This window comes from Nocardia sp. CNS-044, from assembly GCF_059570515.1.
This window is the reverse complement of the sequence record NZ_JCANSX010000008.1, coordinates 29,779-43,684: the sequence shown is the minus strand read 5'-3', so window position 1 is coordinate 43,684 and position 13,906 is coordinate 29,779. Positions and strand designations below refer to the sequence as shown.

The 13,906-nt window shown below is 68.7% G+C and carries 11 protein-coding genes; 6 read left to right on the top strand and 5 right to left on the bottom strand.

Annotated elements, in window-relative coordinates:
• Positions 1–12: 12 nt before the first annotated feature.
• The gene (locus T333_RS19425; RefSeq protein WP_496425354.1) at positions 13–1,026 is read right to left on the bottom strand and encodes a polysaccharide deacetylase family protein; all 1,014 of its coding nucleotides are present in this window, start codon (positions 1,024–1,026) and stop codon (positions 13–15) included.
• 114 nt (positions 1,027–1,140) lie between these two features.
• On the opposite strand from T333_RS19425, the gene T333_RS19420 reads away from it, so the two are divergent.
• The 6 genes from T333_RS19420 to T333_RS19395 all read left to right on the top strand — a co-directional run bounded on the left by T333_RS19420 (position 1,141) and on the right by T333_RS19395 (position 8,279).
• Positions 1,141–2,721: a putative glycoside hydrolase gene (locus T333_RS19420; protein ID WP_496425353.1), complete on the top strand. Its 1,581-nt coding sequence runs from the start codon at positions 1,141–1,143 to the stop codon at positions 2,719–2,721.
• Between the two features lie 359 nt (positions 2,722–3,080).
• Positions 3,081–4,160, top strand: a complete 1,080-nt coding sequence (locus T333_RS19415) for an ABC transporter substrate-binding protein (RefSeq protein ID WP_496425352.1) — start codon at positions 3,081–3,083, stop codon at positions 4,158–4,160.
• Entirely contained in the window at positions 4,157–5,002 is an 846-nt protein-coding gene (locus T333_RS19410; RefSeq protein WP_355003129.1) for an ABC transporter ATP-binding protein, read from the top strand. Before T333_RS19415 ends, T333_RS19410 begins: the two co-directional genes overlap by 4 nt.
• Positions 4,995–5,864, top strand: coding sequence for an ABC transporter permease (locus tag T333_RS19405; RefSeq protein ID WP_357255483.1), 870 nt, complete (start codon positions 4,995–4,997; stop codon positions 5,862–5,864). The genes T333_RS19410 and T333_RS19405 overlap by 8 nt, the downstream gene beginning before the upstream one ends.
• Before the next feature lie 24 nt (positions 5,865–5,888).
• Positions 5,889–7,229, top strand: a complete 1,341-nt coding sequence (locus tag T333_RS19400) for an LLM class flavin-dependent oxidoreductase (protein ID WP_496425351.1) — start codon at positions 5,889–5,891, stop codon at positions 7,227–7,229.
• Between the two features lie 117 nt (positions 7,230–7,346).
• Positions 7,347–8,279, top strand: coding sequence for a TauD/TfdA dioxygenase family protein (locus tag T333_RS19395; protein WP_496425350.1), 933 nt, complete (start codon positions 7,347–7,349; stop codon positions 8,277–8,279).
• Positions 8,280–8,404: 125 nt separating this feature from the next.
• Here the strand turns inward: T333_RS19395 and car are convergent, their stop codons facing one another.
• From car to T333_RS19375, 4 genes are all read right to left on the bottom strand, one after another.
• A complete protein-coding gene (car, locus tag T333_RS19390) occupies positions 8,405–11,893 on the bottom strand; it encodes a carboxylic acid reductase (RefSeq protein WP_496425349.1) in 3,489 nt (1,162 codons plus the stop codon).
• Between the two features lie 110 nt (positions 11,894–12,003).
• Positions 12,004–12,759, bottom strand: coding sequence for an acyl-[acyl-carrier-protein] thioesterase (locus T333_RS19385; RefSeq protein WP_496425348.1), 756 nt, complete (start codon positions 12,757–12,759; stop codon positions 12,004–12,006).
• A gap of 48 nt (positions 12,760–12,807) precedes the next feature.
• Positions 12,808–13,353, bottom strand: coding sequence for a carboxymuconolactone decarboxylase family protein (locus T333_RS19380; RefSeq protein WP_496425347.1), 546 nt, complete (start codon positions 13,351–13,353; stop codon positions 12,808–12,810).
• Positions 13,354–13,431: 78 nt separating this feature from the next.
• Positions 13,432–13,791, bottom strand: a complete 360-nt coding sequence (locus tag T333_RS19375; RefSeq protein ID WP_496425346.1) for a DUF3703 domain-containing protein — start codon at positions 13,789–13,791, stop codon at positions 13,432–13,434.
• Between the last annotated feature and the right edge of the window lie 115 nt (positions 13,792–13,906).

The window sequence follows — 13,906 nt, the reverse complement described above, 5'->3', positions numbered from 1 at the left end:
CCGGCGCGACGCTCAGTAGGGTTGCGCCCGATCCGCCCACGCCGCACCGAGTTCCGCCGCGAGGCTCCGCGGGAAGGAGACGCGGCTCGGGTCGCCGTCGGAGGTGTAGCGCAGGCCGGGGTCCTGGGCGAGCCGGTCGAGCCAGTGCGCCGAATCGAACGGAACGGCACCGCGTCCGGACCTGATCCGCGGGATACCGCCCGGGTCGATCTGGCCGTGCGGCGAGGGCGCGGGTTCCGCGCCGACCAGCATGACGGCCTCGAAAGCGTAGGGCGTGCCGTCCCATTCGCCCGCGGCGGCGAGCCGCCGGTCGGCGGGAAGAATGCCGAGCGGCAACGCCATGGTGCGCACCCGGGCGCCCGGCGCGGCCGCGGCGACGGCCCGCAGGTTCTGCACCAATTCGCGTTGCACCCCCGCCGCGTCCAGCCCGGAGAGGTTGGCGTGGGACGCGGTGTGCGCGCCGAGGTCGTATCCGTGCTCGGTGAGCCAGGCCAGTGCGCGGGGGTCGTCGCCGAAGGGCTCGTTGTTCACGTAGAAGGTCGCGGTCGGCCGGAAATCCGGGTGTCGGGCGCCGAATTCCTCGAGAACGGCCACCGCGCTGTCGGGCGCGGGGCGGCCGTCGCCGGTCAGCGTGAGCTGGCTGACGGTCGAATCGTCGAAGGTCAGCACCACGGGGTGGGTGCCGGCGGGGATGTCGATCGCGCCCGAGATATAGGCCGCCGCCGTGACCGGGCGGTAGCCCTCGCGGTACAGCCGCTCGAGTTCCGCGCGGAATTCCTCGGGCGTCTGGTCGTATTCGCCCGCAGGGTTCGGCGTCACCTGGTGGTACATCAGCACCGGGACGAGCCCCAGTTCGTTCGCGCCGACCGCGGCCGGATCCACCCGCACAGGCACGGATTCGGATGTCGTCGAAGTCGAAACGGATTCGGGAGCAGCGGATTCCGCCGTCGTCCCGCAGCCGAGCAACAGCGCGGAAACCAGTGCCGACAATGCCCATCGATACGCGAAGGCGCCAGTGCTCGCCATCGGCTCACCGTACGCGGGCCCCGCATCGAATCGACGACATATGGGCGAAATACCCGACATCGGGCGCGCCGCCGTGGATAGTAGGGGAACCTGAGGTGAAAGTTGGTGTGCGCGTTGCTCAAACGTGTTCCGGAGAGCCGCGCTCGGCGGCTCGCGGTGATCGCGGTGGCCGTCGTCGGGTCGATTCTCGCCGTCGCGGTCCTGATCACGGCTTTTCGGCCCGAGGGAGAGCGGCTAGCGGTGACGGGACTGCCCGCCGGTGTCGTCGGCGCCGCCGCCGCGCCGGAGCTGGCGCTGCGCGTCGACGCGGCGGGCCACGATCCGGATGCCGTCCGCCTGGAGCTCGACGGCTCGCCGGTGGCGGGTGTGGTCGAGGGTGACGACGTCGTCTATCGCCCGGGTGTACTGCCCGACGGGACATATGAATTCACCGCCGAGATCCCTTCGGACGGCCCGCTCGGCTTCTTGCGCTCCGGTCCGCGCGCCACCGCCTCCGTCACGGTGGACACGACGCCGCCCACGATTCAGCTGGACCCGACCAAGCCGGTGCGCTCCTACCGCGAGCCGGTCACGCTGCGCGGCAAGGCGATCGGCGCGCAGTCGGTCTCGGTCGGTTCCGTCTCGGTGCAGGTCGCCGAGGACGGCGCCTTCGAGATCACCCTGCCCCGCGCGCCGAAAGGCGTCGAACTCGTCGCGGTCGACGCGGCGGGCAACACGAGCCGAACGCCCCTCACGGCGACCATCGAGCTGCCCAGGATCAGGGCGGTGCACGTCACCGCGCACGCGTGGTCGCACGACGGACTGCGCGAGAGCGTGCTCGACCTGGCCCGTTCCGGCCGCATCGACACCGTCCAGCTCGACATCAAGGACGAGGACGGCGTCGTCGGCTACGACTCCCAGGTGCCACTGGCGCGCGAATCCGGCGCTGCCACCGCGATATACGACGCGCGCGCCGCGCTGACCCAGCTGCACGACATGGGTCTGCGGGTGATCGGCCGCATCGTGGCGTTCCGCGACCCGACGCTGGCCGAATGGGCCTGGCACGGGGGGCGCACCGACTGGGTCGTGCAGAATCCCGGTGGCCGGCCGTATTCCAGCCACTACGGCGCGATCGCGTTCACCAACTTCGCGCACCCCGAGGTGCGCAAGTACAACATCGATCTCGCCGTCGAAGCGGCCGCGCTCGGCTTCGACGAGATCATGTACGACTACATCCGTCGCCCGGACGGCAGCCTGTCGAGCATGGCGTTCCCCGGCGCGACGGTGGACCCGATCGTCTCGATCGCGGAGTTCCTGCGCGAGAGCCGGGACCCGGTACACGACGCGGGCGCTTTTCAGAGCGCGGCGGTGTTCGGCATCGCCGTCACCCGCCCCGATCAGATCGCCCAGGACATCCCGATGATGGCCGCGCACCTGGACTACGTGGCGCCGATGGTCTACCCCTCGCATTGGAACTCCGGCGAGTACGGCGTCGCGAACCCGAACGCGCAGCCCTACGACATCGTGCTGCGCTCACTGCAAGATTTCCGGCGGGTCACCGAGGGCACCGGCGCGAAGGTGGTGCCGTGGTTGCAGGACTTCAGCCTCGGGGTCACCTACGGCCACGCCGAGGTGCAGGCCCAGATCGACGCGACAGCGGCCGCGGGGATCGACAGCTTCGTGCTGTGGAGTCCCGTCGTGCGGTATCACCTCTGACGCGCTGCCGTCCACAGCCCGCGCTATGCCCGTAGCGCAGGCGGAGATACGCCCAGAAGGGCGCCCACAGTATTACGCGCCCTGCGCGGAACCATTGTCGCGGCGAGCCCGCCCGGCGATAGTGCTTGCACGTTCTATTGGTCGCCGCGCACGGGAGGTCCGCATGGGTGAGGCAGGTCTGCCGTTGATCCGCCGCCGCACGGTGGACTTCATGCGCGTCCCGCACGGAGTCTGTCGCCGCTGAGCGGTGGCGCCACGCCGCGCCACGCCCCTCGATCAGGTAGCCCTTCCCCCGCTCACCTGCCGTATCGGCATGCCCTTTTCCGGGTGGTGGGCGCATTCAGCGAAAGAACCGAAAGATGTTGTCCCTGAATCGACGACCGCGGGTGGTCCGCGCACTCGCCGCCGCCTTCGCCATCCCCACCGCCGTGGCGGTTCTGGCCGGGTGCGGCTCGTCCGAACCCGCCACGACCGCCGATGGCAAGTCCGTGCTCCGCTACCAGGGGCAGACCGGCCAGGTCACGACGTTCGAATTGGCCGCCGATCTCGGCTACTTCTCGGAGATCGAGCTGCGCTGGGAGGGCGACACCACCAGCGGTCCCGCCAACATCCAGGCCGCGGCCACCAAGCAGATCGAGTTCGGCAGCGCGTTCAACGGCGCCGTCGTGAAGCTGGTGTCCGGCGGCGCCCAGGTCACCTCCGTCCTGAGTTCCTATGGCGCCGACGAGCTCTCGTTCACCGGCTACTTCGTGCGCGAGGATTCCGGCATCACGTCGGCTCGGGATCTGATCGGCAAGAAGGTCGGTATCAACACCCTGGGCGCGCACCACGAGTTCGTCACCCGCGAGTGGCTGCACCGAGAGGGTTTGAGCGAGCAGGAGATCGAACAGGTCGAGCTCGTGGTGGTGCCGCCGGTGAACACCGAGGAGGCGCTGCGCAACCGGCAGATCGATGTGGGCGCGCTGGGCGGTGTGTTCCGGGAGACCGCGGTCGAGCGCGGCGGTATCCGCCCGCTGTTCACCGACAAGGCGATCTTCGGCGAGTTCGACTACGGCACTTACGTCTTCCGCAACGACTACCTCCAGCAGCATCCGGCCGCGGTGCGCGATTTCGTCCAGGGCACGGCCCGCGCCACCCGCTGGCTGCAGGTGACGCCGCGCGACGAGGTGCTCGCCCGCTTCGAGTCCATCATCGACAAGCGCGGACGCAACGAGAACACCCAGTTGCTGAAGTACTGGCGCAGCCCCGGCATTCCGGTGCCCGGCGCGGTGATCGCGGAGAAGGAACTGCAGATCTGGATCGACTGGCTGGTCCGCACCGGCGACCTGCCCGAGGGCAAGCTCTCGGCGAAGGACATGTTCACCAACAAGGACAACCCCTACGCCAACGGGACCTACGGACCGACCACCGGCCCGACCGGAGAGGTGGTGGCGAAATGAGCGGCACCGCAGTGAAATTGCGCCTCGAGGGAGTGCGCAAGCAGTTCGCGGTCCGCGGCTCGCAGGAGCAGTTCACCGCGCTCGCGGACATCTCGCTCGACCTGCACGAGGGCGAGTTCCTCGTCCTGGTCGGTCCCAGCGGCTCGGGCAAGTCGACGCTGCTGGATCTGCTCGGCGGACTGAGCAAGCCGACCGAGGGCCGACTCCTGCTGGACGGCAAGCCGATCACCAAACCCGGTCTGGACCGCGGCATCGTGTTCCAGCAGTACGCGCTGCTGCCCTGGCGTACCGCGCGGACGAACATCGAGTTCGGACTCGAGGCCAAAGGGCTGCGCAAGGCGCAGCGCCGGGAGCTGGCCGACCACTACCTGGAACTGGTCGGCTTGGCGGGCTTCGGCGACCGCTACCCGCACGAGCTCTCCGGCGGCATGAAACAGCGCGTCGCCATCGCCCGCAGCCTGGCCTTCGACCCGGAGGTGCTGCTGATGGACGAGCCGTTCGCCGCGCTGGACGCCCAGACGCGAGAGTCGTTGCAGGACGAGCTGTTACGCATCTGGAAGGCGACCGGCAAGACCATCCTCTTCATCACGCACGGCATCGACGAGGCGGTCTACCTCGGGCAGCGAGTCGCGGTGCTGACCTCGAGACCGGGGCGGGTGAAGTCGATCCTCGAGATCGATATCGACCGCGAATCCGGCGCGGACATCCGTTCCGGCGAGCGCTTCCGCGAATACCGGCACGCGATCTGGGAGCAGTTGCAGACCGAGGTGAGTCGCGCGCAGGGACTCGAACGCGCGGAGATCGGCTCCGCGGGCAACGACAGGAGACACGCCAATGTCTAGCGCAGTGCAGGTGCTGGAAAAGACCGCCGCCCCAGCCGAGCTCGAGGCTGCCGCTCCGGTGCCGGTGGTCGAGGCGCAGGCGTCCCGGCTGCTCGCCGCGGCCCTCGGGCTGGCCTGGCGGGTCTTGAAGCCGACGGTGGTGATCGCGCTGTTCCTGGCACTGTGGGAGACCGCGCCGCGGCTCGGGCTGGTCGACGAGGTGTTCCTGCCGCGCTTCTCGGTGGTGGTGCAGGCGTTCGCCGAGCTGGTGGCCAGCGGTGAGATGTGGGAGCACGTGTCCACCAGCCTGACCCGCTCGCTCAGCGGCTTCACCCTCGCGCTGCTCGTCGCCATCCCGGTCGGCATCGGCATCGCCTGGTACAAGCCGGTGGCCGACTTCCTGAATCCGATCCTGGAGCTGTTCCGCAACACCGCGGCGCTGGCGCTGCTTCCGGTGTTCGTGCTGATCCTCGGCATCGGGGAGACCTCGAAGGTCGCGCTGGTGCTCTACGCGAGCTTCTTCCCGATCCTGTTGAACACCATCACCGGCGTGCGCACGGTGGATCCGCTGTTGATCAAATCGGCGGTCTCCCTCGGTTTCGGACCGCTGCGGCTGTTCCAGAAGGTGGTGCTGCCCGCCGCGGTCCCGTCGATCTTCACCGGCGTCCGGATGGCGGCGGCGTCCTCGATCCTGGTGCTCATCGCCGCCGAGATGGTCGGGGCTCGAGCCGGACTCGGCTATCTGATCACCGCGGCGCAGCAGAACTTCCAGATCCCCGACATGTACGCGGGCATCCTCGCCATCTCGCTGGTCGGCCTGGCCTTCAACGGGATCCTCGTCGCCCTCGAACGCCGTTTCTCCCGCTGGCGCAACCACTCCTGACTCTTCTGAAAGAACGCAGAACTCATGTCCCGTAGAACGCTCCACCTCAATGCCTTTCTGATGGGCGTCGGCCACCACGAGGCCGCCTGGCGACACCCGCGCACCGAGGCGCGCCGCGTGCTCGACGTCGCGCACTTTCAGGAGCTCGGGCGAATCGCCGAGCGCGGCAAGCTCGATTCGGTCTTCTTCGCCGACGGGCTCGCGGTCGGCCCGCAGCTCGAGCGCAACACGCTGGCCGTCTTCGAGCCGGTGACGCTGCTCTCGGCGATCGCCACGGCGACCGAACGGATCGGGCTGATCGCGACCGCGTCGACCACCTACAACGAGCCGTTCAACCTGGCCCGGATCTTCGCCTCGCTGGATCACCTCAGTGGCGGCCGCGCGGGCTGGAACATTGTCACCTCCGGCAACGAGCAGGAGGCGTTCAACTTCGGCTACGACGCCATCCCGGAGCACGCGCGCCGCTACGAACGCGCGCGGGAGTTCGTCGACGTCGCCATCCAGCTGTGGGACAGCTGGGAATCGGGGGCGATCGTGCTCGACGAGCAGACCGGTGTGTTCGCCGATCCGGACCGGGTGCACACCATCGACTACGCGGGCGAGCGGTTCCGCGTCCGCGGCCCGCTCAACTCGCCGCGCAGTCCGCAGGGGCGTCCGCTGCTGGTGCAAGCCGGTTCCTCGGAGAGCGGCAAGGACTTCGCCGCGCAGCACGCCGAGGCGGTGTTCACCGCGCAGCGCACGCTCGAGGAGGGGCAGCGGTTCTACCGCGACCTGAAGTCGCGGCTGCCCAAGTACGGGCGCTCGGCCGACGAGCTGAAGGTGCTGCCCGGCCTGGTGCCGTTCATCGCCGACACCGCCGAGGAAGCGCGCGCGCTCGAGCAGGAGTTCACCGACCTGATCTCGCCCGACTACGCGCTGCGCCAGCTGTCCGGGCTGCTCGGCGTCGACCTCACCGCGCACGCGCTGGACGCGCCGCTGCCCCCGCTGCCCGAGGAGAGCGAGATCGAGGGCGGCAAGAGCCGATTCACGCTCGTCAAGGAACTCGCCGAGCACGAGCGACTGACGGTGCGCCAGCTCATCGGCAAGCTCGGAGGCGGGCGCGGGCACCGCACCTTCGCCGGAACCCCGGAGCAGATCGCCGACGAGCTGCAGACCTGGTTCGAGAACGGCGCCGCCGACGGCTTCAACATCATGCCCCCGTACCTGCCCGGCGGCCTCACCGACTTCGTCGACCGGGTGGTGCCGATCCTCCAGCAACGCGGGCTGTTCCGTACCGAGTACACGGCCACCACGCTGCGCGGTCACTACGGACTGGAACCGGTGGAAAGCCAGTTCGCGCAGGACGATACGCGGGCGACCGCCTGACCTCGCCGACGTCATGCCGCTGATCCGTCGACTCGAAGTCGACTACATGCGCCTCGGCAGCAGCACCTGTCGCCGTTGCCGCCGCCCACCTCCGATCCCTCTTCGAAAGACACGATCATGACCGCCGTCAGCGAAGTCCCCACCGCCACCGTCCACATCGCTCCCGTCGCCGGGCACATCGGCGCGGAGGTCTCCGGCGTCGATCTACGCGCCGACCTCACCGACCAGCAGGTCGCCGACATCACCGCGGCGCTGCACGAGCACAAGGTGCTGTTCTTCCGCGACCAGCACATCGGCCACGCCGAGCAGATCGCCTTCTCCCGGCGTTTCGGCGCGGTCACGCCCTCGCACCCGTACGACGACGACGCGCCCACCGAGTTCCCGGAAATCCTCGCGGTGGACAGCCGCCTGTACGAGAAGCGTTTCGGCGTCAAGAAATTCAGCTACACCAATCACTGGCACACCGACGTCTCGCCGCTGATCAACCCGCCCGCCGCCTCGCTGCTGCGCGCGGAGATCGCACCGGAGCGCGGCGGCGACACCAGCTGGACGAACCTGGCCGCCGCCTACGCGGGTCTGCCCGAGTCGCTCAGGAACTTCATCGACGGTCTGCGCGCCGAGCATCGCTTCGGCGGCAAGCAGCCCGCGTGGCAGGCGGACAGCGACTACGCGAAGAAGGTGGCCAAGGCTCCGCTGGTCACCGAACATCCGGTAGTGCGGGTGCATCCGGTCACCGGCGAGCGGATTCTGTTCGTCAATCCGGGCTTCACCACCAGGATTGTCGGACTCAGTCCGCGCCAGAGCGACGCGGTGCTGAAGCTGCTGTTCGAGGAGCTTTCCGATCCCACCTACACCGTCCGGTTCCGTTGGCAGAAGGGCAGTCTCGCGTTCTGGGACAACCGGGCCACCGCCCATCTCGCTCCGAGCGACCTCGATCACCTGAGCGTCACCCGGGTGCTCTACCGGACCACGCTCGAAGGGGACATTCCGGTCGGCGTGGACGGTGCGCCGTCCCAGTCGATCGCCGGTGATCAGTTCGTGGGGTCCTGATCCGAGCGAAACGGCGTCGCGCACCCGAACGCTGGGTGCGCGGCGCTGTGCCGATCAGCCTGCGGCGCTGCGCCTATCAGGTCGCGGTGCTGCGGCGATCAGCCGTCGGCGCGAAGAATCTTCGATCAGAGCAGCTTGTGCTGACGCAGATCGCTCACGTACTTCTCGATCAGTCGCGGCGACAGGTGCGGGATGTCCCCCGCGTCGGGCAGTCCGAGGGATCGGACGGCGGCGCGGAAGTGCTCGGCGGGCAGCGCCGCGCCGCGCAATGGCCGCGCCGGACGCCGGAACGCGTGCAGCAGCGGCAGCAGGGTGTTGACGCGCTGATGCTCGGGGAGGGCGCGCAGGCCGGATTCGAAACGGATGAACCAGTCGTCGTAGTCGGCGATGCGGTGGATCGGGTGCCCCGCCTCGATCAGCCAGTCGACGAAGGTGTCCAGGGAGATCCCGTCGTCGTGCGGGTTGAGCACGTCGTAGGTGCGGAAGCCGTCGGTGGCGGCGGCACCGAGCGCGGTGATTGCGGCGGCGGTGAAATCCACTGGCAGGCCGTCGTAGTGGGCGCGACGAGGCCGACCGGCGGCGTCGGTCCGGTAGAACGATCGCGGCGCGATACCCGTGGCGAGCAGGCTGAGCAGCAAGCGGGTGAACATGTCCGGCAGGTTGAGCTGACCGGTGTACCGGCTGTGCGCCAGGATCATGTCCGAACGGAAGACCGCGACCGGAAGTCCGAAGCGGTCGTTGGCTTCGCGCAGCAGCACTTCGCCCGCCCATTTGCTGGTGCCGTAGCCGTTGGCGTAACTCTCGTCGAGGACGCGCACGGGGCTCATCTCGCGAATGTCGCCGTCCTCGGCGAACTTCGACGGATCGATCTGCGCGGCGACCGCCACCGTCGACAGGTAGGTGATCGGCTTGCGGCGCGCGGTGAGCGCCAGCCGGATCAGCTCGGCCGTGCCGACCACGTTGGGACCGAACAGCTGCCGGTACGGCAGGACGTGATTGACCAGCGCCGCCGGGTGCGCGATCAGATCGACCTCGGCGGCAAGCCGTCGCCAAGTAGCTTCGTCCACACCGAGTTTCGGCTCACCGATATCGGCTGCTAGGACCTCGAGGTTGCCGTCGGCCAGTTCGCGGATGCGGCCGAGCAGGTCGGCGTCGCCGGTGTCGAAAGACTCCTCGAGCCGTTGGCGCGCGGCGTACGCGTCGGTGCCGCGCACCAGGCAGATCAGCTGTCCCCCTGAGCTGTTCAGCCGTTCGAGCCACTCCAGGCAGAGGAATCGGCCGAGGTAGCCGTTGGCTCCGGTGAGCAGCACCGTCCGAGGCGGACCGGCGGCCGGGGTCAGGTCGGTCGCGGCCACCAGTGTCGCCGGATCCAGAAAGGCTTCCAGGGTCAGCTGTGCGGCGGTCACCCGCGGGCCGTCGCCGTGCACGGACGCGAATGTCGGCCGCCGCCTGTCCGTTTCGTTGGCGGCGTCGATGTAGTCGGCGAGCCTGCGCAGATCGTTGGCCGGGCTGGTCACCACGCCCACCGGCACCTCGACACCGAAGATGTCACCGAGCAGGTTCGACAGGGAAAGGGCCGACAGCGAGTCGCCGCCGAGATCGGCGAAACGCGCGTCGGGACGGATGTCCGCGCCCGCGCACCCGAGCAGGGCGCGGGTCGCCCGGCCGACGATCTCCAGCACCGGCCGCGTGCCCGCCTCGTGGCGCAGCGCGAGTAATTCGTCGTTCTGGGCCGCCGCCAGGTCGGCGTAGAGCTGCTCCAGGCGTGCGCCATATCGCTGTTTCAGCTTGGGGCGCAAGAGCTTTCCGATGCCGGAGAGCAAGCCGTTCGCCGCGCTGAACGGCTCGATCTCGATCAGGAAATCGCGCGGGACCTCGTAGGAGTTCAGCTCCGCGTCCTTGGCGACCTGTTGCAGTGATTCGCTCAGCGCCGCGGTGAGTTCCGCTCCCTCCCAACGGTTCAGCGCTTCGTCGGTGGGCACGATCACCGCGAGCAGGTAGGCCCGTTCACTGCTGCCGTGCACGAAGATCTGCCGCACCAGCGGACTGCCCGCGAACACGGCCTCCAGCTTGGCGACCGTCACGAATTCGCCCTGGGACAGCTTCAGCACGTTGTTGCGACGGTCCACGTAGACCAGGCGGTCCGGGCCGAGTTCGGCGACGATGTCGCCGGTGCGGTAGAAGCCGTCCTCGTCGAAGATCTCGGCGTCCAGATCGGGGCGCCGGTAGTACCCGGAGATCATCGCGGTCGTCTTCAGCAGCAGCTCGCCGCGCGGATGCGGCGAATCGGTCTGGAAATAGCCGAGTTCCGGGACGTCGACGAGCTTGTAGTCCAGCACCGGCGGCCTGCGCACGAGGGTGTCGATGACCAGTCCGCCGCCCGCCTCGGTCGAGCCGTAACCGTCGTGCAGATCCAGGTCGAGTACGGATTCCAGGAATGTCTTCATCTCGGCGGCGAGCGGGGCGCTGCCGCAGATCGCGGTCATGTAGCGGCCACCGAAGAAGTCTTGCCGCAGTGTGCTTTTCACCTGTTCCGCGAGCTCGGCGGACGCGACGCCGCCACCGGCCCCGCGGTCCAATTCGCTCTGATACCGCTGAAAGACCATGTCGCACACGCGCGGCACGAAGAACAATTCGGTCGGCCGCACCAGGGCGATGTCCTCGAACAGCGTCGACATGTCGCTCGCCGCCGCGAAATACGCCGTGCCGCCGCGGGCGAGCACGCCGTGCAGCGTCATCCGGCCCGCCACGTGGCTCATCGGCATGTAGTTGAGGTTGATCGCCGAGACCACCGGCTGGGCCAGCCACATCGCGGTTACCAAGCTGCCGGTGTACATGGCGCCCTTCGGCGTTCCGGTGCTGCCGGAGGTGTAGATGAGCAGCGTCAGCGGATCGTCGTCGGGATCGTGCAGGGGTGCGGGCGCGTGTCCGCGGCCGCGAACGATGACGTCGTCGAAAGTGTCGATCACGATCGGGGTCGAGGCCAGTCGACGGCGGGCGGCCGCCAGTGCCTCGCGCTGATCGTCGGCGCCATGCTGGTAGTCGAAGACGATCAAGCGATCAGGAGTATGGCCGTCGAGCACACAGTCCACGGCGTGGTCGAGCAGATCCAGACTCGTGGCGAGAATCCGCGGCGCGGTCTCGGCGAGAATGGAGCGCAGCTGCGTGACGGGCGCACTGGCTTGCAACGGCACCGCGACAGCGCCGACGTGCACGCAGGCCAGATCCAGGATGGTGTACTCGGCACTGGTGAAACCGAGGACGGCGACGAAATCGCCCGCGCGCAAGCCGATCTCGTGATGCCAATCGGCGGCGACCGCGCCGACGCGCGCCCACACCTCGCCATAGGTGATGGTCTCGAAGGACGGCAGCAGACGCGTCGTCCGGCGGCCGGTCCGCGGGTCGGTGGTCAGCTCCACCGACCGGCTGCCGAGTGCGGGCCGATCGGCATAGCCGGTCATGAGGGTTTCGACGATGCGCGGTAACCGCATCCCCGGTTGCCGGATCGTCGCGCTGATTTCCGCGCTCGGTTTCGCGTCCCGGATCTGCCGGTGCTCGGCGTACAACCGCGCGACTCGCTCGGTTTGTCGCGCGGCCCGTGCCAAGTCCGCCATAGGTACGCCTCCACGATGAGCCACCCGGTCTTCATCGACACGTTAGCTCACCTAAGGATCTCGGTCACGGGTTCCGCGGAGCCCGAGACCGCATCGTCACTCCCGTCCGCTCAGCGCGGGGTGACGCGAGCGACCGCGCGGGCCTCGTCGCCGACGGCGAGCCAGGCGTCCAGGGTGTCGCCGACCCGACGGCCGATCACCCTGACCTCGTCGCGCGACTCGAGCGGCTTGGCGTACTCGATGACCACCCGGTGCGCGGCCGAGATCAGGTCGCTGTGCCGAGTCAGCAACTCCTCGAGCGCGCCGAGGTAGACGGCGTTGTTGACGTGGTCGAGCATGTCGATGTCGGCCACCCGGAGCGGGAAGGGCAGCACCTCGACATCAGCCGCCGTCAGGTCGGGCATCGGCTCGGTGAGGGCGGCCTGCCAGCGCAGGCGATGCTCGGAGGTGCTGGCCAGCATCGGCGCCATGAAGCGGTCGCTCATCCTGGTGGGCACGCCGCTCTCGATGCCGAAGTGGATCAGGAAGGCCTCGGTCTCGATCAGACCGCCCGCACTGCCGAAGATCTGCACGCGCATGTTGCACCAGCGGTTCGACAGCGCCGAGCACCAGCGGTGCAGGGTCACCCGCTCTCCCCACACCACCGGCTTGAGCACGTCGATCACCGTGCGGCGCACCACCCAGCCGCGGTGGGTATCGCCGTCCTCCACCGCGTCGAGATGTTCGAAGCCGATGTCCTGCAGGTAGCGGGCCACGGCGTCGAGGCGAAGCCGCTGTTGTCTGTCGGTGTCGGCGAGACGAACCGGCCACCCCGTCTGGAAGGGGGTCCCGGACGGACGTTCCGGCAGCGCGCTGGGAATGACCATGGTCGGATGATGCCAGGCGCGGCCGGGTCGGCCCGTCCGGCACTCCGGTCAGCCCAATCGGGACTCGGGAATCGCACACGCCATGCCCTCGGACATGCCGGTGGGCCGCACGCCGAGCGCCTGGTTGAGCCTGCCGCGCTGGTTCTCCCAGGCGATGGCGGTGGCCAGCTCGGTGAGCTGCGCCTTGGTGAGATGGGTCAGCAGCTGCTTGCGCAGCTCGTCCAGCTCGATCGCGGGCGTCGCCGTGACGGCCTCGGCGTAGGCGATGACCAGCTTCTCCAGCTCGGTGTAGGCGTCGCTGGTCCGGTAGCGCGGCAGATCGGTGATCTGCCGCTCGGTGAGCCCGCTGCTCTGCGCGATGGCCGAGCCGATGTCGAGACAGAACTCGCAGTTCACCAAGCCCGCGGCCTTCAGTTCGGCCAGCTCTTTGAGCCGCGGGTCGAGACGGTTGGCGAAGATCAGCATCGTCTCGTAGAACGCCGTGCTCGCCAGCAGCTGCGGTCTGCGCGCCAGCCAGCCGACCAGATCCGTGCGATGGCGCTTGGCCCGTCGCAGGGTCCGCGAATGGTTCCGAATACGCTCTACCGCTCGCATGTCCGACCTCCCCTGAGCTCGTGACGACCAACTGCCGCCATCCTACGCCCAAAACGACAGGCCGTAGTAGGCATTCGGCTAGGTGCGCGCGGTCTCGCCCGCCTCGAGGATCGCCGCCAAGTCGGCCGGGATCGGCATGGGCTGGAAGATGCCGACGGTGGCGCGACCGGTGTTGCCGATCGGCACCCTGCCGACCGCCGAGCCGAGACCCGCGCCCGACAGCCGGACCACCTGGCCCAGCGCTTCCTTCCTGTCGCGGCATCGCAACGCCAGCCGCAGCATGTGCCAGTGCGCGCGGGTGTGCGGCCACGGCCAGCGCTGGGACAGAATGTGCGCGCGCTCCAACGCGCGCCACATGTCGTCGAGATCTGTTGCGGCGCTTGCCGAACGCAGTTCGTCCTCGAAGGCGGTGCGGACGGTGGGCGGCATCGGAGCCACGGTTTCCTCCTGGAAGAGCGGGAATGTCTCGCCATCGAGCCTCGTCGACCAGCCGGGCCGAAGTCTTGAACAAACCTGCTGCTTGACTCTCACACCGTGTCAGGTCGTTGGCTGG

Excerpts from the sequence above, each read along its gene's own strand:
- T333_RS19425 (WP_496425354.1), bottom strand. The coding sequence starts at position 1,026 with ATGGCGAGCACTGGCGCCTTCGCGTATCGATGGGCATTGTCGGCACTG.
- T333_RS19415 (WP_496425352.1), top strand. The coding sequence starts at position 3,081 with ATGTTGTCCCTGAATCGACGACCGCGGGTGGTCCGCGCACTCGCCGCC.
- T333_RS19410 (WP_355003129.1), top strand. The coding sequence starts at position 4,157 with ATGAGCGGCACCGCAGTGAAATTGCGCCTCGAGGGAGTGCGCAAGCAG.
- T333_RS19405 (WP_357255483.1), top strand. The coding sequence starts at position 4,995 with ATGTCTAGCGCAGTGCAGGTGCTGGAAAAGACCGCCGCCCCAGCCGAG.
- T333_RS19400 (WP_496425351.1), top strand. The coding sequence starts at position 5,889 with ATGTCCCGTAGAACGCTCCACCTCAATGCCTTTCTGATGGGCGTCGGC.
- T333_RS19395 (WP_496425350.1), top strand. The coding sequence starts at position 7,347 with ATGACCGCCGTCAGCGAAGTCCCCACCGCCACCGTCCACATCGCTCCC.
- car (WP_496425349.1), bottom strand. The coding sequence starts at position 11,893 with ATGGCGGACTTGGCACGGGCCGCGCGACAAACCGAGCGAGTCGCGCGG.
- T333_RS19385 (WP_496425348.1), bottom strand. The coding sequence starts at position 12,759 with ATGGTCATTCCCAGCGCGCTGCCGGAACGTCCGTCCGGGACCCCCTTC.
- T333_RS19380 (WP_496425347.1), bottom strand. The coding sequence starts at position 13,353 with ATGCGAGCGGTAGAGCGTATTCGGAACCATTCGCGGACCCTGCGACGG.